Below are 23,755 nucleotides of genomic sequence, written 5' to 3' on the forward strand. Positions count from 1 at the left end.
CCCCGGAAGAGGAGATCCGGGACCCATCGGCGTTGCTGCTTACCGTGTGCTGATTACTTGGTGAGCGGCGCGAGCTTCGGGTCGTTGGCGTACGCCTCGACCACGTTCGCCTTGGTGACGGCGACCGGCGGGAGCAGGAACGTGTCGACGACCTTGCTGCCGTTGTTGTAGGACTTGGTGTCGTTCACCTGCGGGGTGTTACCGGCCTGGAGAGCCTTGACCATGTTGATGGTCTCCTTCACCAGGTTGCGGGTGTCCTTGTTGATCGTCATGTACTGCTCGCCCTTGACGATCGACTTGACCGACTCGACCTCGGAGTCCTGACCGGTGACGATCGGGGTCGGCTTGCCAGCGCCCTTGACCGAGGTCAGGATCGCGCGGGCCAGGGTGTCGTTCGGGGAGAGGACGCCGTCCAGCTCCTTGTTGCCGTAGGTCGAGGTCAGCAGCTGGTCCATGCGGGCCTGCGCACCCTCGGCCTTCCAGCCCTGGATGGCGGTCTGCTTGACGTCCTTCTGACCCGAGGCGACGACGACGTTGCCCTTGTCGATCTCCGGCTTGAGCACGTCCATCGCGCCGTTGAAGAAGACACCGGCGTTGTTGTCGTCCGGCGAACCGGAGAACAGCTCGATGTTGTACGGGCCGTTCGGCTTCTTGGCCTTCATGCCGTCCAGCAGGGCCTGGCCCTGGAGCTGGCCGACCTTGAAGTTGTCGAACGCGACGTAGTAGTCGAGGTCCGGCGTGTTGGTGATGAGCCGGTCGTACGCGATCACCTTGGCGCCGGCGGCGTGCGCCGCGGCGACCTGGGTCGCCAGCTGCGCGGCGTCGGTCGCGCCGATGACGATGACCTTGGCGCCCTTGGTGGTCATGGCGGTGATCTGGGCCTGCTGGTCGGCGACCGTGGTCGACGCGCCGGCGTACTGCACGTCAGCCTGGAAACCGGCCTCCTTGAGACCGTTGGTGAACAGGTCACCGGCGAGGACCCAGTTCTCCGAGGTCTTGGCCGGCAGGGCCACGCCGATCAGCGAGTTCGCCGCGAAGCCCTTGGCGTCGCCGCCACCCGAGCTACCGGAGTCGCCGTCGCGGCCGGAGCCGCAGCCGGCCAGGGCCAGCATGGCGGCGGCGCTGATGGCCACCACCGACGAGCCGAAGATTTTACGCATGGTGAGGACTTGCCTTTCTGGATGTGAGACGGGTGGAGAGGTCGGTGGCCGTCAGCCGGACACCGCTGCCTTGGCGGGCTCGCGCTCCGCGTCCGGCGGTGAGGCGGGTGGTGCGGAGTCCTCGCGGCGGAACGGCCGCATCAGGCTCCCGATGATGGAGAAGCGCCCCTGGCTCTTGTTGTAGACGTCGATCGCGACGGCCAGCAGCAGGACCAGGCCCTTGATGATCTGGACCTTGTCGGTGCCCACGCCCTCGAGCTGGAGGCCGTTGTTGAGCACGGCCATCACCAGACCACCGACGATGGAGCCGCTGATGGTGCCGATACCGCCGGCGACGGCCGCGCCACCGATGAAGACAGCGGCGATGGCGTCCAGCTCCCAGCCGTTACCGTCCTGCGGCCCGGAGGCCTGCGAACGGGCCACGAAGATCATGCCGGCCAGCGCGGCCAGGACGGACATGTTCATCATGACGAAGAAGTTGACCCGCTTGAGCTTCACGCCGGACAGCTCGGCCGCCCGGGAGTTGCCGCCCACCGCGTAGATGTGCCGGCCGCCGGCCGTGTTGCGGGTGTAGAAGGAGTACGCGATGACCAGCGCCACGAGGATGATGCCCGAGATCGGGAAGCTGGTGCCGACGCGACCACTGGCGAAGCGCAGCGCCGCGAAGGCGATCACCCCGACCATGACGGCCATCCGCAGGATCGAGATCCACAGGGGCGCCGGGTCGGCGTCCATCGCCCGTCGGGTGTTGCGGGCCCGGATCTCGCGCCACACCACCGCCACAGCGGCGGCCAGACCGAGCAGCAGCGTCGCGTTGTTGTAGCCGGTGTTCGGGCCGAACTCGGGCAGGAAGCCCGAGCCGATCTCCCGGAAGCCCTCCGGCACCGGGATGCTCTGGGCGTTGCCGATGAACTGGTTGCCACCGCGGAAGAGCAGCATTCCCGCCAGGGTGACGATGAACGCCGGCACCCCGATGTAGGCCACCCAGAAGCCCTGCCAGGCGCCGATCACCGCGCCGATGGCGAGGCCGAACACGATGGCGGCGGGCCAGGGCAGATTCCACTCGGTCATCGACTTGGCGACCAGGATGCCGGTGAATGCCGCGACCGAGCCGACCGAGAGGTCGATGTGCCCGGCGACGATCACCATGAGCATGCCGATGGCCAGGATCAGGATGTACGAGTTCTGCTGGAACAGCGCGATCAGGTTGTCCGACCGCAGCGTCAGCCCATTGGTCCAGATCTGGAAGATCAGGACGATCGCCACCAGGGTGAAGATCATCCCGAACTGGCGGGCGTTGGAGGTCGTGCCTCCAAACAGGTTCTTCTGAAGGTCTCTGATACGGCTCATCGGGTGGCCAACTTCTTCGTCGAGGTCATCTGCTTCATGAGGGTTTCCGGGTTCGCGTCCGCCCGGGCGATCTCGCCCGTGATGGCGCCTTCGAAGACGGTGTAGATGCGGTCGCAGAGCCCGATCAGCTCAGGCAGCTCCGAGGAGATGACGACAACGCCCTTCCCCTGGTCGGCGAGCCGCTGGATGATGCCGTAGATCTCGTACTTCGCGCCCACGTCGATGCCGCGGGTCGGCTCGTCGAGGATCAGCAGGTCCGGGTCGCTGAACATCCACTTGGCCAGGACGACCTTCTGCTGGTTGCCGCCCGAGAGCTTGGAGACGCCCTCGTCGACCGTCGGGGCCTTGGTCCGCAACTCCTTGCGGTACGCCTCGGCCGCCTGGTACTCCTCGACCTCGCTCAGGACGCCGTGGTGCGAGATCTTGGACAGCTTGGCGGCCACCGTCGACGTCTTGATGTCGTCGAGCAGGTTGAGGCCGAGCGCCTTACGGTCCTCGCTGACGTACGCGAGGCCGTGGTCGATGGCGTCCGCCACCGACTTCAGGACGATCTCCTTGCCGTCCTTGATGATCGTGCCCGACTCGTACACCCCGTAGGAGCGGCCGAAGACGCTCATCGCGAGTTCGGTGCGGCCCGCGCCCATCAGGCCGGCGAAGCCGACGATCTCGCCGCGGCGCACCACGAAGCTCTCGTTCTTGCAGACCTGGCGCTCGGCGGAGATCGGGTGCCGGACGTTCCAGTTGCGCACCTCGAAGAAGACGTCGCCGATCTTCGGGGTGTGGTCCGGGAACCGGCTGCTCAGCTCGCGGCCGACCATGCCCCGCACGATCCGGTCCTCGTCGACCCCGTCCGCCTTGACGTCGAGGGTCTCCACGGTCTTGCCGTCCCGGAGGATGGTGATCTGGTCGGCGATCGCCTCGATCTCGTTCAGCTTGTGCGAGATCATGATCGAGGTGATGCCGCGGGAGCGGAAGCCGCGCAGCAGGTCCAACAGGTGCCGGGAGTCGGCCTCGTTCAGCGCGGCGGTCGGCTCGTCCAGGATGAGCAGCTTCACGTCCTTGGCGAACGCCTTCGCGATCTCCACGAGCTGCTGCTTGCCGACGCCGATGTCCTTGACCAGGGTGTCCGGGTTCTCCTCCAGACCGACCCGGGCCATCAGGTCCAGCGCCATCCGGTTGGCGGCCTTCCAGTCGATCGCGCCCCGCTTGCGCGGTTCGTTACCGAGGAAGATGTTCTCGGCGATCGACATCCCGGGGATGAGCGCCAACTCCTGGTGGATGATCACGATGCCGGCGCCCTCGCTCGCCCGGATGTCGGAGAACTTGCTCTCCGACCCCTGGTAGACGATCTGGCCGTCGTAGCTGCCGTACGGATAGACCCCGCTGAGCACCTTCATCAGCGTGGACTTGCCCGCACCGTTCTCGCCGCAGATGGCATGGATCTCGCCGGCGCGAACCACCAGGTTGACGTCGGAGAGGGCCTTGACTCCGGGGAACTCCTTGGTGATGGAACGCATCTCAAGGAGGATCGGCACGTCGCTCATCGCTCGTACCACCTCGCCAACGTCATCGGTTGCCTCCGGAAGGTTGAACCTTCACTTGGTTTTGTTGTTGACGGCAACGTATTGCGGTGAGCAGGCCATCCGCAAGGCGAGGCGGTGTTGAAAATGTAACAATCCGGCAATATAGACGAAGCAGAGTATTCGCCCGTCACGCCGGTCCCACGAGTCGCCGATGGCACCATGGACCGCTCCTGGCAACGTTGTCAAATCGGAGTCGACGACCCATCCGCGCCGATCACCGCAAGCAGGCTCGCCACCAGGCACAATCCGCCCCAGCAGGCGCGGACACCCGTGCGCCGCGGCCGAACTGCCATCGAACGGTGGTGATCGAGCCATGAGGCCGGCGACCCGTCCAGCATGCCTCGGCCGACCGCGGCCTGCGATGTGACCCACGCCTCCCCCGAGCGAAGGGATCGACGGCCGCCACCCCCGCACGCCCCGCCCCCGCCCCCGCCCCCGCCCCCGCCCCGCCCCGCCCCGCCCCGCCTCGCCCCGCCGATCATGGAGTTGTGGTTGGTGACAAAGCGCGCGTCTATCTCCAAACCCGGCACCACAACTCCATGATCGACGGGGGCGGGCGGTGATCACCCGCGATCTTGCACTTGCTGTGGCGGCATAGCGGGCATTCCGCTCATGTCGACGACCGAAAGTGCAAGATCGGCGGGGCGAGGCGAGGCGAGGCGAGGCGGGGCGGGGCGAGGCGGGGCGGGGCGAGGCGGGGCGGGGCGAGGCGGGGCGGGGCGGGGGCGGGGGCGGGCGGTGGAGGTCGACCGGTCAGCTGGGGTGCAGCACCGCCTTGATCACCGCGTCCTCGCGGCGGTCGAAGCTGCGGTACAGCCCCGGCGCGTCGTCGAGAACGCCGTGGTGGGTCACGATCACACCGGGCCGGGCCCGACCGGCGACGACCATGTCCCGCAGCAGCACCGTGTAGCGACGATCGTGCGTGCGTCCGAACCGCACGGCGACGCCCTTGGTGAACAGCGTTCCCCAGGGCGCGACGAGATCCTCGCGGGCGCTCGCGCCCGGCCGCGGGTGTAGGTCCTTCTCGGGGTAGACGCCCGCCACGGCGATCGAACCCGCGGGATTGACCAGCCGGGCGGCGTCGGCGATCACCTGGTCCGGGCGCTCCTGGTCGGGGTGCTCCCGGTCGCGCGCCTGGAAACCGACCGCGTCGATGACCCGGTCGATCCCGCCCAACTTCTCCTCGCCCAGCGGCAGACCGGCCCGCGCGCGGTCGGCGCGGATCTGCTCCACCGGGTCACCGAGGCGGAAGTCGACCGGAACCGCGCCGAGCTCACCGGCCTTGTCGAGCCGGGCGTCCACCCCGTCGACGCAGTAGACGACCCGGGCGCCCCGCAGCAGCGCCGAGTACGCGCCGAGCAGACCGATGGTGCCGGCACCGAACACGGCCACGGTGTCGCCGGCCTGCACCTCGGCGAGGGTCGCCGCGGCGTGCCACCCGGTCACGAACGCGTCGGCGAGCAGCACGAAGTCGTCCTCGTACGCGTCGCCCGGCTCTCCCGGCACGGGCACGCAGTTCGCGTCGGCCCACGGCACCCGCAGCAGGTCGGCCTGGGCACCCCGGTACGGACCCATCCCGGCGTAGCCGTAGGCGGCGCCCGGCCCCTCGGCCCGTGCCCGCAGGCAGGCCGCCGAGAGCCCGCGCGAGCACATCACGCAGGTGCCGCAGAACAGGTGCGTGGGGATCACCACCCGGGTGCCGGGTCGCACGGTCTGCACCGCCGAGCCGACCTCCTGCACCACACCCAGCGGCTCGTGGCCGAACACCAACCCCGGTTCGGCGCCGGTGCGCCCGTCGTACATGTGCAGGTCCGTGCCGCACAGGGCGGTGGACGTGATCCGCACGAGCGCGTCCGTCGACGCCTCGATCCTCGCGTCGGGCACCTCCCGTACCGCGACGTCCCGAACGTCTACGTAGACGACGGCTCTCATACCGGCTCCCCCTCAGGTGGTGGAGCGTCGGTCTTCCCCCGGTTGGCCGATTCATGCCGGAGCGATCGACGGGCAGGACGGTCCGCCGCGCGACGTAGCATCGGCGAAGCACGATGTCAGGGGCACCACCTCGCCGACCGGATCGGGCACCTTCGACATGACGACCGAACAGACCACGTCCCGACCGCGCACCGGCGTCGGCATCGTGGCCCGTGACCTGGGGGCGACCGTCCGAGGTGGACGTCGCGTCCTCGACGACATCTCGCTGACCGTCGCGCCGGGCGAGCTGGTCGCGATCATCGGGGTCAGCGGCGCGGGCAAGACCACCCTGCTGGAGACGCTGGCCGGGGTCCGCCGACCGGCGGCCGGCACCGTGGGGTACGACGATGACGGTGTCCCGGGCTCGGTCGGCTTCGTCCCGCAGGACGACATCATCCACCGCGAGCTACCGCTGGCCCGCACCCTGCGGTACGCGGCCCGGCTGCGCCTGCCACCGGGGACCGGCCCCGCCGAGGTGTCGCGCCGGGTGGCCGAGGTGCTCGCCGAGCTGCGGCTCACCGAGCGGGCCGACGTGCCGGTGGGTCGCCTCAGCGGCGGTGAGCGCAAGCGCGCCAGCATCGCCGTCGAGCTGCTGACCCGACCCGGCGTGTTCTTCCTCGACGAGCCCACCTCCGGGTTGGATCCGGCGATCGCCGTGGACCTCCTGCGGGCGCTGCGGACGCTCGCCGACGCCGGTGCGACCGTCGTGCTCACCACCCACCAGGTCACTGACGTGGACCGTTGCGACCGGGTGGTCGTGCTGACCCGCGAGGGGCGGTTGGCGTACGCCGGCACGCCCGACGCCGCCCGGGAGTTCTTCGGCCTGCGGTCCCTCGCGGAGGTCCACCTGCTGCTCGACGAGGAGTCCGACCAGACCGTCTGGCCCGAGCGCTTCGCCGCGTCGCGCGCCGTTGGACCGACCGCTACCACGGGCGACCCAGGCGGCAGGGGTCCGGGACGGCCGGTTGGCCGGCTGCGCCAGTGGTGGGTCCTCGCGGCGCGCAACGCGGAGATCGTCGCCCGCAACCGGCTGACGCTGGCGATCCTGCTCGGCTCACCACTGATGGTGCTGGGGATGTTCGCGCTGCTGTTCCGCCCCGGCGCGTTCGACCCAGCGAGCCCGAGCCCGACCGTCACCGTGATGATCCTCTTCTGGATCGCGTTCGGCGGCTTCTTCTTCGGCCTGACCTACGGTCTGCTCCAGATCTGCACGGAGCTGCCGATCCTGCGCCGGGAGCGCCTGGCGGGTGTCCGGCTGCTGCCGTACCTGATGGCGAAGGTCGCGGTGTTGCTGCCGCTGCTCGCCCTGGTGGACCTGGCCCTGCTCGGGGTGCTGCGCGGCATGGACCGACTGCCGCCGGTCGGCGGCGGCGACTTCGCGGCCCTGTACGCGACCCTGCTGCTCTCCTCGGCGGCCGCGCTCGCGCTCGGCCTGCTCTGCTCCGCGTCCGTCTCGGACGCGGCCCAGGCGACCCTCATGCTGCCGATGCTGTGCTTCCCGCAGGTGCTGTTCGTCGGGGCGATCCTGCCGGTGCCGGCCATGGCGGACGGCGGCCGGTGGCTCAGCTACGCGATGTCGAACCGCTGGGCGTTCGAGGGGTTGGGGCACACCGCCGGGGTGGAACGGCTGTGGCGCGACGGCGGCTCACCGCTCGGCCCGCCGCTGTCGCAGACGTACGGCGACACCTTCGCGCGAGCGGTCTGGGTCGACTGGCTGGTACTCGGCGGGTTCGTGCTGCTCTCGCTCGCGGCGACCTGGGCGGTGCTGGTACGGCGGGAGGCCCGCCGTGCGGCCTGAGCGCGCCCCTGCCCTCTCGCCGACAGACCTGCCCGGGTACGCCGACACCGCGCGGATCGACGAGTTACGCGCCACCGAGTACCCGCACCTCGACCGGCACGGCCAGGTCTACCTCGACTACGCCGGGGCCGGGGTGACCGCACGGGCCCAGGTGCGGGCGCACCACGACCGGCTGCTGGCGGGCCCGTACGGCAACCCGCACTCGGAGAGCCCGACCAGCGCGGCGGCCGGCTCGCTGGTGGAGTCGGCCCGGCGGGCGGTGCTCGACTTCTTCTCCGCCGACCCCGCCGAGTACGCGGTGGTCTTCACCCCCAACGCCAGCGGCGCCTGCCGTCTGGTCGGCGAGGCGTACCCCTTCGGACCGACTGCACCCTTCGCGCTGACCTGGGACAACCACAACTCGGTCAACGGCATCCGCGAGTACGCCCGGGCGGCCGGCGCGGCGGTGCGGTACGTGCCGTTGAGCGGCCCGGAGCTGCGGGTCGCCGAGGCCGACCTGGTCTCGGTGCTCGACGCCGGCAGCGGGGTTCGGTCCGGCCGCCGTGGGCTGTTCGGGTACCCGGCGCAGAGCAACTTCTCCGGCGTGCAGCATCCCCTTGGCTGGGTCGAGCTGGCCCACCGGCACGGCTACGACGTGCTGCTGGACGCCGCCGCGTTCACCGCCACGAACCGGTTGGACCTGCGCGTCGTCCGACCCGACTTCGTCTGCCTGAGCTGGTACAAGCTGTTCGGCTATCCGACCGGCGTCGGCGCGCTGCTGGCGCGTCGTGACGCGCTGGCCCGGCTGCGCCGTCCGTGGTTCGCCGGGGGCACCATCAGGGCGGTCAGCGTGCAGGGTGACTGGCACCGCTCGATGGACGACGAGTCGGCGTTCGAGGACGGCACGCTCAACTTCCTGAGCATTCCGGACGTGGAGTTCGGGCTGCGGTGGCTCGACTCGATCGGCGTGGATCTCGTGCACAGCCGGGTCGGCCTGCTCACCGCCTGGTTGCTGGACCGCCTGACCGCGCTGCGGCACCGCACCGGCCAACCGCTGGTGCGGGTGTACGGGCCGGCCACCGGCGAGGGCCGGGGCGCGACCGTGACGTTCAACGTGCTGCGGCCGGACGGCACGCCGGTCGACGAGCGACTTGTCGCCCGGGAGGCCGCCGCGGCGGGCTTCTCCCTGCGGACCGGATGCTTCTGCAATCCGGGTGCGGGCGAGGGGGCGTTCGGGATCACCCGGCAGACGCTGCGGCGACGCCTGCTCGCCCAGATCGGTACGATCGACGAGTACCTGGACGCGCTGGCGCTACCGACCGGCGGCGCGGTCCGGGTGTCGTTCGGGCTGGCGTCCACCGCGGCCGACGCCGAACGCTTCGTCGCCTTCGTGGAGTCGTCCTACCTGGACCGGGACGGTGAGGTCGGGCCGCCGTTGCCGCCCCGGCTCCGGTGCTGACGTGCCCTCCGGGGCTAGCCGACCTGGGCCACCGGCGCCGGGCGGTGCGTGATCTCCTCCATGAACGCGAACCGGGCGGCCAGCTCGGCGAGGGTCGCCCCCTCCCGCCAGGCCGAGGCAACCTGGGCGACCTGGACCAGGTCCATGCAGTCGCCGCGGGCCAGCACCTCGCCCGCGGAGCGGACGTCGATCATGAAGTACCGGGCCTGCGAGCCCAGCCCGACACAGACCACGCCCTGGTCGGAGTGCAGCTCGGCGCAGGTGAACCGGGCCCGCCCCTGCTCGGGTGCGGTCACCCGGCCGATGTCGAGCCGGTGGCGGTCGGCGGTCTCGATGAGCGCGGGGGCCAGGCCACCCCGCTCGACCAGATCCGGGTAGAGGCGCACACCCAGCGCCGTCGACGCGTCGCTCATGACTGACTCCCACTTCCTTGTGACAGAGACCAGCAGCACGCAGGTTACGGGGAGGTTTCCTGCGGACCTCGTCATCCTGTCCCGGGTGGACGCTCCACGGCAATAGGAAGTGTCGATTCGACCGCTATCGAGGGGTGCGATCGGGCGGTAACGGACCGTCGCGGCATTGGAAACACTCTTGACAGAAAGGTCACCATATCGACATGCTTCGCTTGGAGAGCGCTCTCCAAGATTCTCTGCCGCGCCGTCTCCGACGCGCCGCCTCCCCTTCACCTCGCTGAGGAGCCTCCCGTGTTCACAGCCCGCCCCACCTCCCGCAGCCGCCCCCTCGTCCTCGCGGCGGTCGCCCTCGTCACCACCCTCGCCACCCTCACCCTCCCGGGCCAGTCCGACCGCGCCGAGGCCGCCATCGGCGGACTCACCTGGCAGGACGAGTTCAACGCCCCGGCCGGTACGCCCGTCGACGCGAACAAGTGGCGCTTCGACATCGGCGGCGGGGGCTGGGGCAACAACGAGCGGCAGTACTACACCAACAGCACCAGCAACGCCGTACACGACGGCCAGGGCAACCTCGTCATCACCGCCCGTCGGGAGAACCCCGCCAACTACCAGTGCCACTACGGCCGTTGTGAGTACACCTCGGCCCGGCTGCTGACGGCGGCGACCTTCACCCAGACGTACGGCCGCTTCGAAGCCCGCATCAAGATCCCGCGCGGTCAGGGCATCTGGCCGGCGTTCTGGATGCTCGGCACCGGCGGCGGATGGCCCGACTCCGGCGAGATCGACGTCATGGAGAACATCGGCCGGGAGCCCAACACCGTCTACGGCACCGTGCACGGCCCCGGCTACTCGGGCAGTGGCGGCATCACCGGCAGCCGCACGATCGGCGGCCCGCTCGCCGACGGTTTCCACGACTACCGGGTGGACTGGGAGCCGGGCGCGATCACCTGGTACCTGGACGGGGTGCAGTACCACCGGGTCGACCCGGCCCGCCTCGGCGGCAACCGGTGGGTGTTCGACCACCCGTTCTTCATGATCCTGAACGTGGCGGTCGGGGGAAACTGGCCCGGCTACCCGGACGGCTCCACCCAGTTCCCGCAGCAGATGCTCGTCGACTACGTCCGGGTGTCGAGCTACACCTCCGACGGCGGCAACCCGCCGTCCGGCACCACGCGGCTTCGGGGAGCGCAGAGCGGGCGCTGCATCGACATCCCGAGCGCCAACCCCGTCGAGGGCGCCAAGCTGCAGATCTGGGACTGCAACACGACCGCGGCGCAGGCGTGGACCTTCGCCTCCGACGGGACCGTCCGGGCGATGGGCAAGTGCATGGACCCGGCCTGGGCCGGCACGGCCAACGGCACCGAGGTCAACCTGGTCAGCTGCAACGGCAACCCGGCTCAGCGCTTCACGCTCAACAGCGCAGGCGACCTGGTCAACCTCAGCGCCAACAAGTGCGTCGACGTACGGGAGGCCAACCCCAACAACGGCGGCAAGCTGCACCTGTGGGACTGCCTCGGCGCGTCCAACCAGAAGTGGTCCCGCTTCTGAGCAGACCGGCATGAGCGAACGGGCCGTCCGAGCGCAGCCTCGGACGGCCCGTTCGCGTGCGCGACAGTGCCCCGAACCCGATTCGGTCGGGCGACCACCCAGCGACCGCTATGTTCGGTTTAGTCCGTATATAGCCATCACGGGAGTGAGCCCATGTCGCACCACCTCGACACCCCCCTCGCGGCCCAGGGAGGTCAGCTCTACATCGACGACCTCTACGTCTTCGACGGCGACCACGCCACGGTGTTCGTCATGGACGTCAACAGCTCGGTGACCAGGGCCGACATCAAGCGTGGCTTCCACGCCGAGGCCCGCTACGAGTTCAAGATTCACTTCAACGGGGCGGACACCGAGGAGCTGACCTACCGGTTCGCGTTCGGCGAGCCGGACGGCAACGCCACGCAGACCCTCCAACTGTACGAACTCACCGGCGCCGACGCCCGGGACGACGCCGCCATGGGCACTCCGATCGCCGAGGGCCGGACCGGCGAGGTGACGACCGGGCAGCGTGTCCGGGTCTGGGCGGGCCGGATCACCGACCCGTTCTACATCGATCTCGGCGAACTCGCCACCATCAACGGCGCGGTCAAGAACGGGGCGAAGGTGGACCGCTCGACGTGGCGGGCCGATCAGGCGACGAACAGCTTCGCCGGCACCACGGTCGAGTCGATCGTCCTGGAGGTCTCCCACGACGAGCCGCTGCTGCGCGAGGGCACCGAGATCGGCGTCTGGTGCCGGACCCTGCTCGCCACCGACGCGGGCGGATGGCGGCAGATCAACCGCGCCGGCCACCCCATGATGTGGCCCGTGTTCTGGCCGCACGACACCGACTTCTCGGATCCGGCGAACTTCCGGCACCCCAAGCAGGACCTGCCCGAGGACGGAGAGGAGATCGCCAAGGCGGTCGCCGGGGTCGTCGCGGCGAACGGCACCGCGCCGGACCCCCAGGCGTACGGCTGGAGCGTCGCCCGCGCGCTCTACCCCGACGTGCTGTCGTACACGGTGGGCACGGCCGCGAACTACGGCTTCGCGGTCCGCAACGGTCGCACCATGGCCGACAACGCGCCCGAGGTGATGTTCTCCCTGGTCCTGAACACCGGCACCACCTCCGGACTCACCCCCGACGTCACGAAGGCCGCCCGCGCCGACGCGTTCCCGTACGTGGTGCCGGCCTGACCGCCGCACGGGCCTGGCGGCGACCCAGCCGGATGACGGTGGTGTCGTTTGACCGTTTTGGGAGACTCTGCGTGGTTAATCTCTGAATCACATCCGTTGGGCGATTCAGATAGGAGATTTGATGCGCAGGAAACTTCTCGCGGGCGTGGCCGGCCTCGCCGCCGCCCTCGCTCTCGCCGGGCCGGCAGCCGCCGACACGACGGGCGACACCATCGTGACCCTGACCGTCGATGCCGCCGGTGGTCTCTCGATCACCGTACCGGCGACGGCGAACATCGGGCACGGCGTCGAGGGCTCGTCCGTCACCGGCCTGCTCGGCCCGGTCACCGTGCTCGACCAGCGCGGCTCGCTCACCCCGAACTGGACCGCCAACGTCATCTCCACCGACTTCACCACCGGCGGCGGCAGCTCCGGGGAGACGATCCCGAACATCAACGTCCTGTACTGGTCCGGTCCCGCCACGGCGACCGCCGGTGGGGGCACCTTCACTCCGGGGCAGCCCACCTCGGCCCAGCAGGTGATCATCAACGTGCCCCGCACCGCGATGAGCCACACCGGCGGTACGGGCAACAACTTCGCCACCTGGAACCCGACGCTGGTGGTGGACATTCCGGTCGGCACCGTCCAGGGTGTCTACACCGGGACGGTGACACATTCGGTGTTCTGAACCGCTCGGCCGGCTGGTGTTGCTGGCCTCGGTCGCCCTCGTGGCGCTCGGGGTGTCGGCGGCACCAGCCGTTGCCGCGCGGGAGCAGCGACAGGAACCCGCCGACGATGCCGCGATCAGCATCCGCATGCTGGACATTCCCGCGAGTCGGGTGCAGGACCCCCGCGCGCAGGTCTACATCGTGGACCACCTGAAGCCGGGCACGACGATCCACCGTCGGGTCGAGGTGCAGAACACCTCGGACGAGACGCAGAAGATCGACTTTTACTCCGGGGCGGCGTCGGTGGAGAAGAACGCCTTCGCCGTGCCCGAGGGGCGTACGGGCAACGAGCTCAGCGGATGGATCCGGCTCAAGACCGCCAGGCTGGAGTTGGACCCGGGCGAGCGGCGACCGGTCGAGGTCGAGATCGCCGTCCCGAGCAAGGCGTCCAAGGGTGAGCGGTACGCCGCGATCTGGGCACAGGTCACCAGCTCGAAGGAGCGCGGCGGCAACGTCACGCAGATACACCGGGTCGGCATCCGGGTCTACCTGGACGTCGGCCCCGGCGGTGAGCCACCGACGGACTTCCGCATCGACGGACTGACCGCGGAGCCCGGAACCGGCGAGTTTCCCGTGGTGTCCGCCAAAATCACGAACACCGGCCAGCGCGCCCTGGACATGACCGGCACGCTGTCGCTGCGCAAGGCGGCGGTGCAGGCCGGACCGTTCAAGGTGACGAACGGCGTGACGATCCTGCCCGGCCAGAGCGGCCAGGTCCGCGTCGAGGTCAACCAGTCGTTGCCCGCGGGCACCTGGGAGGTGCACGCGACATTCGCCAGCGGCACCGTCGAGCGCACCGCGACGGGCACGATCGTCCTGCCCGTCGCCGCGCCGATGGCGGTCACGACGGCCACCGGGCCAGGCTGGCTGGTCTACGCCGTCGGCGGGCTCGCCGCGCTGGTCCTGGTCAGCCTCGGTGGCTGGCACCTCGTCCGCCGGCAACGGACCCGGCTGGCCTGACCGCCAACGCTCGACGTCGCCCGGCCGTTCCCGTACTGGAACGGCCGGGCGACGTCCTCTCGGAGCAGCCTCAGACCGGCCACCGGCCGGCACGCGGCAGGTCACCGGCCGGCACGCGGCAGGCCACCGGCCGGCACGCGGCAGGTCACGGCCGACGATCTCACGCCGCTATCTGACGAGGCGTCACCCGGAGGCACGTGTGGCGCGTCGTGCCGACCCGCGCGTGTCCCAGCGCTTCTCGGCGAACGCGTCGGACAGGTCGGTCACCCGACCCGGCATGGTGTCGTGAGAACGTCTCGTCGGCGCCGTCGACCGCCGCGTCCCCAACCTCTCTGGACAGAACACCTAGATGACCGAGTGCGTCACGACCGCCACATAGTCTCCGACCACCAGCCCGTTCGAAAGCCGCACCACAAGCGTCGGATTCCAGGTGGCGGAGTTCGCGCCGCCGGTCTGGCCGGACCAGCCGGCGGCCGTGCGCGGCGTGTCCAGTACGGCGCCGGGCTGCGGGAGGAACGTCCCGTCACCGGTGGTGGCGAGGGCTGGCCCGGAGGCGTACGTGATGTTGCTGTTCGGAATGGTCTCGTCCGACGTGCCGGAACCGGTGGTGAAGTTCGTGGTCGAGACGACGCTGACCCACCGTCCGGAGAAGGGGCCACGGTCGTCGGTGACGGTGACCGGGCCGAGTTGACCCGAGACACCTGTCGCATCCGAGGTGACGGTGCCGAGTGGGGAGATCGTCGGGACGCTGATGGAGAGCCCGCCGAGCGGACTGATGACCAGTTGCGCAGCCCTCGTGTCGGACTGGTTGAACGAGTCGGTCACCCGCACGGTGAACGGGAACGTGCCGGACGCCGTCGGTGTGCCGGCGAGCAGGCCGGTGGCCGGGTCGAGGCTCAGGCCGGGGGGCAGGCTTCCGGAGCTGACCGACCAGACGAAGGGACTCGTGCCGCCGGTCACCGTGAGCTGGTACTGGTACGGCACGTACGCCTTGCCCGGCGGCGGCGGCGCGAAGTTCAGGGTCGGCGGCGGGTTGACCGCCACCGGCGCGGAGGGGGCCGACTGGGGGCCGGTACCGGCCGCGTTGATCGCGGCCACCCGGAAGGTGTAGGTGGCGCCGCCGGTCAGTCCGGTGACGACCTGGATCGTGGCGGTCCCGCTGAAGGTCTGGGGGGCCTGCGCCACTCCGTTGAGGTAGGGCGTCACCGTGTAACCGGTGATGGGCGAACTGCCGTTGGCCGGGGTCGTCCAGCTCAGCCTGGCGGCGGTCGTCCCCCCGGTGACCGAAGTGATCGCCGGTGCGCCCGGCAGGGTGTACGGCACCACCGCCGCCGACACCGGGCTGGCCGCGCTGGTGCCGTACGCGTTCACCGCGGCGACCCGGAAGGCGTACGAGGAGCCGGCGGTCAGCCCGGTCAGTGTGCGGCTTGTGGTGGAGGCGTCGAAGGAGAGGGTCGGTTGCGTGACGCCGTCCCGGATCGGGGTGACGAGGTACGCCGTGATCGGGCTGCCGTTGCTCGCCGGCGCGGTCCAGCTCACGGTGGCGCTGGTGACACCCGCGACGGCGGTCGGCGTGGCCGGCGTGGCGGGCGCCGAGGCGTAGACGTAGTTCGCCGACCCGGCGGCGCCTCGGGTGACGACGCTGACCGTGACCGTCGCCGCGCTGGAGCGGGCGGGCATCGAGGAGATGCCGAGGGTGCCGTCGGGGTTGACGGTGAAGCAGCCGGCCGCCGGGCCGGAGGTGCAGGGCAGCAGCAGCACCGACGTGCCGGCCTGCTGTTCGGCGGGCGTACCGATGGTGATCGCGGTCGCACCGGTGAGGTTGCTGCCGCCGACGGTGACGGCGATGCCCCCGGCGATCGAGCTCTGCGCGGGGGTGACGGTCACACCGCTCGGTGCGGTGGCTGGCGCGACGCCGGTGGCGATGCCGGAGTAGCCCGGGTTCGCGTCGACCGACGACGAGGTCGCCACCGTGGCGGTCTGGATCAGTGCCGGTGTCACCCCGGTTCCGGTCACGGTGGCGACGACGGTGATGGGCGGCAGGAAGGTGCCGCCGGGGAACGGACCGTTGCTGTTGGTGCAGGTGATGGTCTGGCCTGAGGGTGGGCCGCAGACCCAGCCGGTGCCGACCGCGCCGCGCGGCGTGACGCCGGTCGGCACGGTCTGGGTGACCGAGATGGGCGACGTCTCCGTGGCGCCGGCGTCGACCCCCGCGATGATCGAGTAGGTGACCGGGTCACCGGGCTGCGGGGTGGGGCCGACCGCGCTGGTCTGCGCGACGTTGAGGTCCGGCACCTGGTTGAAGCTGACCGCCCGAGCCTCGTCGACCTCGTGGAAGTCGGTGACCGATCCGGTCGAGCCCACCCAGCCGAAGGCGAGTTGCCGGGGGTAGCCGTCGGCGTTCAGCCAGGTCGGCGACGGGTACAGGGTCGGCGACACGACCGGCAGCGCGCCCTGAAGGGTCTGCGCGGAACCGCCGACCGGGGTGAAGCGGATCCGGTACTGACCGGCGGGAGTGGTGATCCCGCTGTCGGTCATGTACGGCGAGCCGGTGGTGTTGATGACGACCTCGACCGGCACCACGGACGCGGCCCGGGTGCTGGCCCGCAACGCCAGGGCGGGGGCCGAGGTGCTGCCGGCGCTGCTGTTGATCGCGCAGTAGCCGACGCCGTTGCGGCCCGGACCACGGACGACGACCTGCCCGGGTACGCGCCCCCCGGTGGTGTTGATGTACGGCGGGTTCGTGCAGCCGGTGCCCTGGTAGGTGCTGCTGCTGAAGTTGCCGAAGACGTCCAGCCCGATGCCCAGGTAGCCGTTGGACAGACCCGCCGACACGCCGTTGAACGCCGCCGAGTAGCCCAGCGAACCGCCCGTCTGACCGAGGGTCGCCGGGGACCTCGGGTTGGCGGGGTCGACAGCGGCCAGCGCGAAGGCGAGGCCGTCCGCGCCCGGGTTGGAGCCGCCGTACTGGTAGGTGTTGAAGGTGAGGTGCAGACCCTGCGAGGTGGGAACGCTGACCGCGCCGAACACCCCGCCCTGGCGGTTGATCGTGGCGGGGGTGAGGCGCAGCTTGCCCGCGCCCTGCGGGTCGGTGGAGGTGGTGCAGCTCAGTAGCGGGCCGGTGGTCGTGTTGCCGGCCGCGCTGAGGCAGGCGGCATTGGTCCCGCCGGCGGTGGGCACGCCCGGCACCGTCACCGGGCCGATGCCGTTCGCGGTGTTGTTGTGAAAGGGCTGGTCGAACAGGACGGACCCGACGGCCGACGCCGGTAGCGGTGTGAGCGTCAGCGCCCCCGCGGTCACGGCGGCCACGAGAGCCAGGGTGCCCATCGGACGACACAGTCCTGGAAACGCCACGTCCATCCTCCGCTGGTCACTCCAATCCCAAAAGGGACTCTATACCCCAAAAGCCCCCAATACTCTGGGTACGCGGAAGCCGGCGAAGCCCATACGGAAGCGGACCGGCCCCACTCGGTCACACCGAGGGGGCCGGTCCGCAGGCGGTGGGGTGATCAGCCCGCGATGTCGCGGGGGTCGCGGCTGCGCGGGTAGGTGTTCTTCTCCCCGATCGTGCCGTCCTGCTTCTTGATCACGTGCTCGACGCCCCGGTCGGCGGCCATCTCGCGGCCCTGTTCCTGCGCGTCGGCCTTGGTGTCATGCGTGCTGCTGGCCCGGTCGCTGCCCTCCGGGCGGTTCTTCCACTGGCCGTTCTCCTGGTACGTGTCGACATCGCCCTTGGTCATCGCCAGCTCCTTCCCTGCGTCTGCGCGGTCGTCCTCTTCAGTGCCCTGAGCGGGGGCGGGCAAACCGCCGTCCTCAGGAGACGGCCGGACAGTTGTTGCTCACCCGGCGGAGAATCTGCTCCTCCTCGTCGGTCGTGATGCCCGACGGCGTGCCGTCGAAGTGGGTCTCCACCTTGTCCCAACCTCGGCGCTGCTCGTAGTGCAGGTGCGGAGCGCCCGAGTTGCCGGTGCTGCCGAGTCGACCGATCTGCTCGCCCTGGGTGACCTTCTGACCGACCGTGACCAGCGGCGGTTCGAGGAGGTGCAGGTACTGCGTCTCCCAGGTGCCGCCGTGGTCGATCTTCACCCAGTAGCCACCGCCACGTCCGCGCGGCCCTTCCGGGTTCTCCGGCGTACGCCCACCCAGCGAGCCGTTGATGCCGGCCACCGTGACGGTGCCGCCGTAGGAGGCGAGGACGGGACGCCCCCACGACTCGCCCTCGATGGGGAAGAAGTCGACGTCGTAGTCGTCGTGGCCGGGGTAGGTGCTGAGCTGCCAGGTCTCCCCGCAGGTGACGGGCATCTGGAAGAGCGGGCGGGGACCGGCCGGTCGCAGCATCGGCACGACGACCACGGCGACGCCGGCGACGGCCGCCGCCGCGACGAGCGCGAGCAGGATGACGAGGGTTCGCCGACGGGGACGGCGATGGGCGCGGACTCTGGTGGGGCGGCCGGTCGTCACCGGCCCGAGCATGGCAGACGTCGGCCATCCTCGACCAGCGGCGATGCGTTGCAGTTGCATCGTCAAAGCGCTACGGTGGATGCAATGCAGTCGTATTGCAACTGGGGGTCGGCGTGTACGTGCTCGCGTTGTCCGAGGTGACCGCCGAGATGAGTGACCTGGTCGGCGGGAAGGCAGCCGGGCTGGGCGCGCTGATCCGGCACGGCGAACGCGTACCCGAGGGGTTCTGCGTCACCACCGAGGCCCACCGACACGGCGTCGTACCGGTGGCGGAGATCATCGCGGCGTACGAGCGGCTCGGGGCCGGCCCGGTCGCCGTACGCTCCAGCGCCACCGCCGAGGATCTGCCGGACGCCAGCTTCGCCGGGCAGCAGGACACCGTCCTGGGCGTCACCGGCGCGGCGGAACTCGTCGCCGCGGTCGAGAAGTGCTGGGACTCCCTGCACAGTGACCGCGCGACCGCGTACCGCGAGGCCCACGAGATCGACCAGCATGAGCTGGCGATGGCCGTCGTCGTGCAACGCATGGTCACGCCCACGGTGGCGGGGGTGCTCTACACCGCCAACCCGCTGACCGGTCGGCGTGACGAGATGGTGGTCGACGCCGCGCCGGGACTCGGCACCACCGTCGTGGACGGCGGCACGGCCGTGGACCACTACGTCCTCGACGGCGTCGCGCGGGACGACACCGGGTGCCTGACGTCCGCGCAGTTGGAGAGGCTGCGGGCGGCCGGCGAGCGGCTGGCCGGGCACTTCGGCTGCCCGCAGGACGTGGAGTGGGCGATCGACGCGGACGACGTGCTGTGGTTGCTGCAGTCACGCCCGATCACCAGCCTGTTTCCCCTGCCGCCGGCCACCGGCAAGCCCCTCCCCCGCGTCTTCCTGGAGTTCGGCCACGTCCAGGGCATGCTGCGACCGGTCACCCCGATGGGCATGGCGACCCTGCGGGCGCAGATCACCGCGACGCTCGCGGCGCTCGGCGTCCGGGTGGAGATCGTCGACATCGGCGGCCGCCTCTACGGCGACCTGACCGACCTGGCCCGGAGCAGGTCGTCCCGGCGACGACTGGTCAAGCTCATGGCGGTCGACTTCGGCCCCCGGGCGCAGGCCGTGATGCGGCACGTCCTGGCCGATCCGCGATTCGCCCCGACCAGCGGCGGGCGCGGCACGGCACAGCGGGCGGCGTCACTACGGACCGCCGGCCGGGCGGCGGTGGGAATCGGGCGTGCCCTGGCCCGCCCGGACACGGCACGCATTCGGCTGTTCGAGGCGATCGATCAGCTCCGAGCCCGCTCGGTGGCCCCCGACGACCTGCGGACCACCGCCGAGCGGCTGCGCTTCGTCGAGGCGCGCGACGACACCGACCACAGCGACGCCATCATGTGGCCGATCGTCGCCGGCATGCTCGCCACGGCGCTGCCGTCCCCGCTGCTCAAGGGCATCGCCGGTCCGGACGAGATCCACGCCGTGCTCGGCGGGATGCCACACAACGTCACCATCGAGATGGACCTGGCGCTGTGGCGACTCGCCCAGGGCGTGGGTGAGCACCGGCGACTGCTGCTCGACACACCACCGGACGAGTTGGCCGCCCGTCACCTGCGCGGAGCGCTGCCCGACATCGGCATGGCCGACTTCCTGGACGCGTACGGGCACCGCGGTGCGGCCGAGGTCGACCTCGGGGTGCCGCGCTGGGCCGAGGACCCCACACCGGTCTTCGCCGCGCTCGCCAACTATCTCCGGGTCACCGACCCGGAGCAGGGCCCCGACCAGCGCTTCCGCCGTGCCGCCGCGACGGCCGAGACGGCGCTGAGAGACCTCGTCGCGCGGGCCCGCCGACAGCGGCCGGTACGCGGCCGGATCGCCGGTTTCCTGCTGGGTCGCGCCCGCTCGCTGGCGGGCCTGCGCGAGGCCGGCAAGTTCGCCGGGCTGTACCCACTGCGGGAGACCCGCCGACAGTTGCTGTTGATCGGAGCCGACCTGACCGACGCCGGGCTGCTGGACCAGCGCGACGACATCATGTTCCTGACCCTCGACGAGGTGTGTGTCGCCGTACACCAGGGTGTCGACCAGCGCGACGTCGTCGCGTCCCGGCGGTCCGCGCACCGCCGCGAGCTGCGTCGCCGGTCGGTGCCGGTGGCCCTGCTGTCCGACGGCACCGACGTCGAGACTGTCCTGGCACGGGTACCCGGCGGTGACGGGACGCTCGTCGGCGTGGGAGCGTCCGCAGGTCGGGTCACCGGCCCGGCCCGCGTCGTGCACGACCCGGCCACCGCCCACGTCGAGCCCGGCGACGTCCTGGTCACCGCGACCACGGACCCCGGCTGGACCCCGCTGTTCCTCACCGCCGCCGCCCTGGTCAGCGAGACGGGCGCGATCATGGCGCACGGCCCCACGGTGGCGCGGGAGTACGGCATCCCCGCCGTCATCTGCGTGCCCGACGCCACCCGAACGATCACCACGGGTCAACTCGTCACCGTCGACGGTGGCGCGGGCGCCGTGACCGTCCACTGACCACCCACCTGACCCCGAGGACGACGATGACCGAGACGAGGACGCCGAGCAGGGCGGCCGTCGGGCCGCTGCTGCGCCGGGCGGTCGTGACCGAGGCGGCGATGTGGCGCAGCCTCTACCTGTGGGCGCGTCGCCGTCCCCTGCCGCTCGGGCCGGGCGACGAGCCGTTCGGCTACCTCGGCGTGGTCAAGCCGATCCTCGGGATCTTCATCGCCCTGTCGGCCGTCGAGATCCCGATCTTCGACCTGATCGTCAGCCACGTGGTCCCCTGGCGGCCGGCCCGCTGGATCGTGCTCGGCCTCGGCATCTGGGGTCTGCTCTGGATGGTCGGTCTCTGGGCGAGCATGACCATCCACCCACACATCGTCGCCGACACCGGGCTGCGGGTACGCAACAGCTCCGGCATCGACATCTGGATCCCGTGGTCGGACGTCGCCGCGCTGCGCAAACGGCACCGCTCCCTGCCGTCGAGCAGGTCCATCCAGGTCGAGCGGGAGGGTGCGCGCCAGATTTTGCACATCTCGGTCGGCAGCCAGACGAGCATCGACGTCGTGCTGCGCCGGCCGACGACCTTCGACCTGCCCCGAGGCCGGTCCGCGCCGGTGGACGAGCTGCGACTGTACGCCGACGACCCCGACGGCCTGCTGCGCAGCGCCCGGGGCACGCCCGCGCCGGAGACTGACCGCCGCGCGACGGCGGCTCCCGGCCACCCGCTGTGAAACGATCGAGGCCATGCCCAAGAAGGTCGATCACCAGCAGCGCCGCACCCTCATCGCGGACGCGTTGATGCGGGTCGCCGCGGATCAGGGCCTGGAAGCCGTCAGCCTCCGTCACGTCGCCACCGAGGCGGGCGTGTCCGCCGGAATGGTCCAGCACTACTTCCGCACCAAGGACGAGATGATGGCGTTCGCGTTGAGCGTGGTCCGCGAACGCAGCCAGATCCGGGTCACCGAGGCGGTGGCGCGACTCGGCGAGGCCCCCGCGCCCCGGCTGCTGCTGCGTACGATCATCGCCGCGCTCCTGCCGCTCGACGCGCACACCCGCGACGACGGTCGGGTGGCGCTCGCGTTCCTCGCCTACACGGCGGTGCGCCCGACGGCCGCGACCGGTCTGCGCGAGGGCACCGCGCAGCTCACCGCCTTCGTCGCCAGCGTCCTGCCCACCAACGACGTGGCCGCCGCGGCCGGCCTGCTGGCGCTGATGGAAGGGCTCGGCGTCTACCTGCTGGGTGGGCAGTACACCGCCGAGCAGGCCCTCGCCGCCCTGGACGCCCAACTGGACCTGCTCTTCGGCGGAACCCGCACGACCGACGGGCCGTGACCCGACGTCGAGTCACGGCCCGTCCCTCGCACTCCGCTCAGCCCACCCGAGCGGCAGCCCGCGCCTTGCGCTGGCGCAACTCCTCGGCGGTCATCAGCCAGGTCGAGTTCGTCGCCCCGAGACCGAGGAGCACCTGGTCGAAGCCGTTGCCGTCGTTGTCGTCGGTGTAGCAGAGGCTCACCTCGCCCCACGGGGACGCGGCGATGGCCAGGTCTTCCTGGCGGCCGGTCGTGGTCTGGCTCAACGCCTGCGCCGCCAGCCGACCCGTGGTGCTGCCGTCCGGGTTGAGGCCACGCGCCCAGACGTCCGGGTTGGCGCCGGACACCGTCCAGCCCACCACGACGTTGTCCTCGTCGTCGACGCCGACGCCGGGGGCGACGGCCCCGGTCCCGGTGGACACCTGGACCTCGTCGTGGCGGGCCGCGCCGGCCGCGGTGAACGAACGGGCCCAGACGCCCTTCGTGCCGGTGTGGTCCGACTCCCAACCGACGGCGAAGTCACCGGAGTAGGTCGACGCGACCGATGCCCGCCGCTGCTGCCCGCCGCTCTGCGCGTTGGCCGTACGCCGGGACAGCACCACCGCGCCGTTCGCGCGCGCCAACCGGGTCAGACCGATGTTGTACGACCCGTTCGCGTCGGCGTCCTCGTCCCAGACCACCAGCGCCTCGCCGGAGGCGGACACCGCCACGTCGGGGCGGTGGTGGCTGCCGGTCGTCTGGGAGGCCGTCACCTCGTACCCCTTGGTGGTGGGGCCGGTGAAGCCGGCGGCCTTGACGGTGGCCGGCGCGGTTCCCTGCACGTCCTCCCAGACGACGGCGAAGCCGACAGCCGCGCTGGTGGGCGCGCCGTCCGGGTCGACGGCCACCTTCGGCCAGATCTGCTGGCCGGCGTCGCTGGCGTTGGCCTGCCCGGAACCGAGGATCGCGCCGGCCGGCGACACCACCCGGTACTGGATGTTGTAGACGCCGTTGCCGTCACCGTCGGCGGCCCAGACGACCACGGCGTTGCCCCGGTCGTCGAGCCCCACGTCGGGGCTGATGTGTCGCCAGGCGGCCCCGCTGGTGCCGCCGGTCGAGAGCTTCAGCTCGTAGCCGGGCGTGCCGTCGCGGAACAGGCGCAGGTAGATCTCGCTGTGGGTGTCGTCCTCGGGCGCGGTGCTGTCCCGGTCGTCCTCCCAGGCCACCGCGACCTGCCCGGCGCGGTTCATGGCGATGGCGGGCAGGTCCTGGTCGCCGGTCGCCACGCTGTTGGCGGTGGTCCAGGTGATCGCGTCGGCGGTCATGGCCTTCGGAGCGGGCGCCACGGCGGTCGGCAGCAGCAGGGACGCGGCGAGCAGTGTCGTGAGTGCGGTCATCAGGGT

Annotated in this window: 18 protein-coding genes; 9 read left to right on the top strand and 9 right to left on the bottom strand. The window is 70.9% G+C overall.

The window, feature by feature from the left end; all coding sequences use genetic code 11:
- Nucleotides 1–53 precede the first annotated feature (53 nt).
- The 4 genes from AB0I89_RS05065 to AB0I89_RS05080 form a co-directional block, all read right to left on the bottom strand.
- Nucleotides 54–1,160 carry a sugar-binding protein gene (locus tag AB0I89_RS05065; protein WP_357120316.1) on the bottom strand — a complete coding sequence of 369 codons (1,107 nt, stop codon included), beginning with the start codon at nucleotides 1,158–1,160 and terminating at the stop codon, nucleotides 54–56.
- A gap of 51 nt (nucleotides 1,161–1,211) precedes the next feature.
- On the bottom strand, nucleotides 1,212–2,510 hold the full coding sequence (gene mmsB / locus AB0I89_RS05070) for a multiple monosaccharide ABC transporter permease (protein ID WP_357120319.1): 1,299 nt from the start codon (nucleotides 2,508–2,510) through the stop codon (nucleotides 1,212–1,214).
- Entirely contained in the window at nucleotides 2,507–4,054 is a 1,548-nt protein-coding gene (gene mmsA, locus AB0I89_RS05075) for a multiple monosaccharide ABC transporter ATP-binding protein (RefSeq protein ID WP_357120323.1), read from the bottom strand. Before mmsA ends, mmsB begins: the two co-directional genes overlap by 4 nt.
- 792 nt (nucleotides 4,055–4,846) lie before the next feature.
- The gene (locus AB0I89_RS05080) at nucleotides 4,847–6,025 is read right to left on the bottom strand and encodes a glutathione-independent formaldehyde dehydrogenase (RefSeq protein ID WP_357120326.1); all 1,179 of its coding nucleotides are present in this window, start codon (nucleotides 6,023–6,025) and stop codon (nucleotides 4,847–4,849) included.
- Nucleotides 6,026–6,182: 157 nt separating this feature from the next.
- Here AB0I89_RS05080 and AB0I89_RS05085 point away from each other — a divergent pair, with 157 nt between their 5' ends.
- Together AB0I89_RS05085 and AB0I89_RS05090 are read left to right on the top strand one after the other, a co-directional pair.
- Entirely contained in the window at nucleotides 6,183–7,862 is a 1,680-nt protein-coding gene (locus tag AB0I89_RS05085; RefSeq protein WP_357120329.1) for an ATP-binding cassette domain-containing protein, read from the top strand.
- Entirely contained in the window at nucleotides 7,852–9,300 is a 1,449-nt protein-coding gene (locus tag AB0I89_RS05090; RefSeq protein WP_357120332.1) for an aminotransferase class V-fold PLP-dependent enzyme, read from the top strand. Before AB0I89_RS05085 ends, AB0I89_RS05090 begins: the two co-directional genes overlap by 11 nt.
- Before the next feature lie 14 nt (nucleotides 9,301–9,314).
- Here AB0I89_RS05090 and AB0I89_RS05095 read toward each other — a convergent pair whose 3' ends face one another.
- Nucleotides 9,315–9,713, bottom strand: coding sequence for a hypothetical protein (locus AB0I89_RS05095; RefSeq protein WP_357120335.1), 399 nt, complete (start codon nucleotides 9,711–9,713; stop codon nucleotides 9,315–9,317).
- Between the two features lie 291 nt (nucleotides 9,714–10,004).
- Here AB0I89_RS05095 and AB0I89_RS05100 point away from each other — a divergent pair, with 291 nt between their 5' ends.
- From AB0I89_RS05100 to AB0I89_RS05115, 4 genes are all read left to right on the top strand, one after another.
- Nucleotides 10,005–11,261, top strand: a complete 1,257-nt coding sequence (locus tag AB0I89_RS05100; protein ID WP_357120338.1) for a family 16 glycosylhydrolase — start codon at nucleotides 10,005–10,007, stop codon at nucleotides 11,259–11,261.
- Nucleotides 11,262–11,414: 153 nt separating this feature from the next.
- Nucleotides 11,415–12,437: a DUF4331 family protein gene (locus AB0I89_RS05105; protein WP_357120341.1), complete on the top strand. Its 1,023-nt coding sequence runs from the start codon at nucleotides 11,415–11,417 to the stop codon at nucleotides 12,435–12,437.
- Nucleotides 12,438–12,558: 121 nt separating this feature from the next.
- Entirely contained in the window at nucleotides 12,559–13,104 is a 546-nt protein-coding gene (locus AB0I89_RS05110) for a hypothetical protein (protein WP_357120344.1), read from the top strand.
- A 16-nt stretch (nucleotides 13,105–13,120) separates the two neighbouring features.
- Entirely contained in the window at nucleotides 13,121–14,104 is a 984-nt protein-coding gene (locus tag AB0I89_RS05115) for a hypothetical protein (protein WP_357120347.1), read from the top strand.
- 345 nt (nucleotides 14,105–14,449) lie between these two features.
- Here AB0I89_RS05115 and AB0I89_RS05120 read toward each other — a convergent pair whose 3' ends face one another.
- The 3 genes from AB0I89_RS05120 to AB0I89_RS05130 all read right to left on the bottom strand — a co-directional run bounded on the left by AB0I89_RS05120 (nucleotide 14,450) and on the right by AB0I89_RS05130 (nucleotide 18,577).
- On the bottom strand, nucleotides 14,450–17,413 hold the full coding sequence (locus AB0I89_RS05120) for a fibronectin type III domain-containing protein (protein WP_357120350.1): 2,964 nt from the start codon (nucleotides 17,411–17,413) through the stop codon (nucleotides 14,450–14,452).
- Between the two features lie 200 nt (nucleotides 17,414–17,613).
- Entirely contained in the window at nucleotides 17,614–17,844 is a 231-nt protein-coding gene (locus AB0I89_RS05125) for a DUF2188 domain-containing protein (RefSeq protein WP_357120353.1), read from the bottom strand.
- A gap of 73 nt (nucleotides 17,845–17,917) precedes the next feature.
- The gene (locus tag AB0I89_RS05130) at nucleotides 17,918–18,577 is read right to left on the bottom strand and encodes a M23 family metallopeptidase (RefSeq protein ID WP_357120805.1); all 660 of its coding nucleotides are present in this window, start codon (nucleotides 18,575–18,577) and stop codon (nucleotides 17,918–17,920) included.
- Nucleotides 18,578–18,660: 83 nt separating this feature from the next.
- Here AB0I89_RS05130 and AB0I89_RS05135 point away from each other — a divergent pair, with 83 nt between their 5' ends.
- The 3 genes from AB0I89_RS05135 to AB0I89_RS05145 are packed head-to-tail and all read left to right on the top strand — an operon-like array spanning nucleotide 18,661 to nucleotide 22,395.
- Nucleotides 18,661–21,075 carry a PEP/pyruvate-binding domain-containing protein gene (locus AB0I89_RS05135; protein ID WP_357120356.1) on the top strand — a complete coding sequence of 805 codons (2,415 nt, stop codon included), beginning with the start codon at nucleotides 18,661–18,663 and terminating at the stop codon, nucleotides 21,073–21,075.
- Nucleotides 21,076–21,101: 26 nt separating this feature from the next.
- Complete coding sequence (locus AB0I89_RS05140) at nucleotides 21,102–21,794, top strand: hypothetical protein (protein WP_357120359.1); 693 nt, start codon at nucleotides 21,102–21,104, stop codon at nucleotides 21,792–21,794.
- 13 nt (nucleotides 21,795–21,807) lie between these two features.
- On the top strand, nucleotides 21,808–22,395 hold the full coding sequence (locus AB0I89_RS05145) for a TetR family transcriptional regulator (RefSeq protein ID WP_357120362.1): 588 nt from the start codon (nucleotides 21,808–21,810) through the stop codon (nucleotides 22,393–22,395).
- A gap of 37 nt (nucleotides 22,396–22,432) precedes the next feature.
- On the opposite strand, the gene AB0I89_RS05150 is transcribed toward AB0I89_RS05145, so the two are convergent.
- Nucleotides 22,433–23,749: a hypothetical protein gene (locus AB0I89_RS05150; RefSeq protein WP_357120365.1), complete on the bottom strand. Its 1,317-nt coding sequence runs from the start codon at nucleotides 23,747–23,749 to the stop codon at nucleotides 22,433–22,435.
- Between the last annotated feature and the right edge of the window lie 6 nt (nucleotides 23,750–23,755).

The organism is Micromonospora sp. NPDC049801, assembly GCF_040656575.1.
In the GTDB taxonomy this organism is placed as follows: Bacteria; Actinomycetota; Actinomycetes; order Mycobacteriales; family Micromonosporaceae; genus Micromonospora.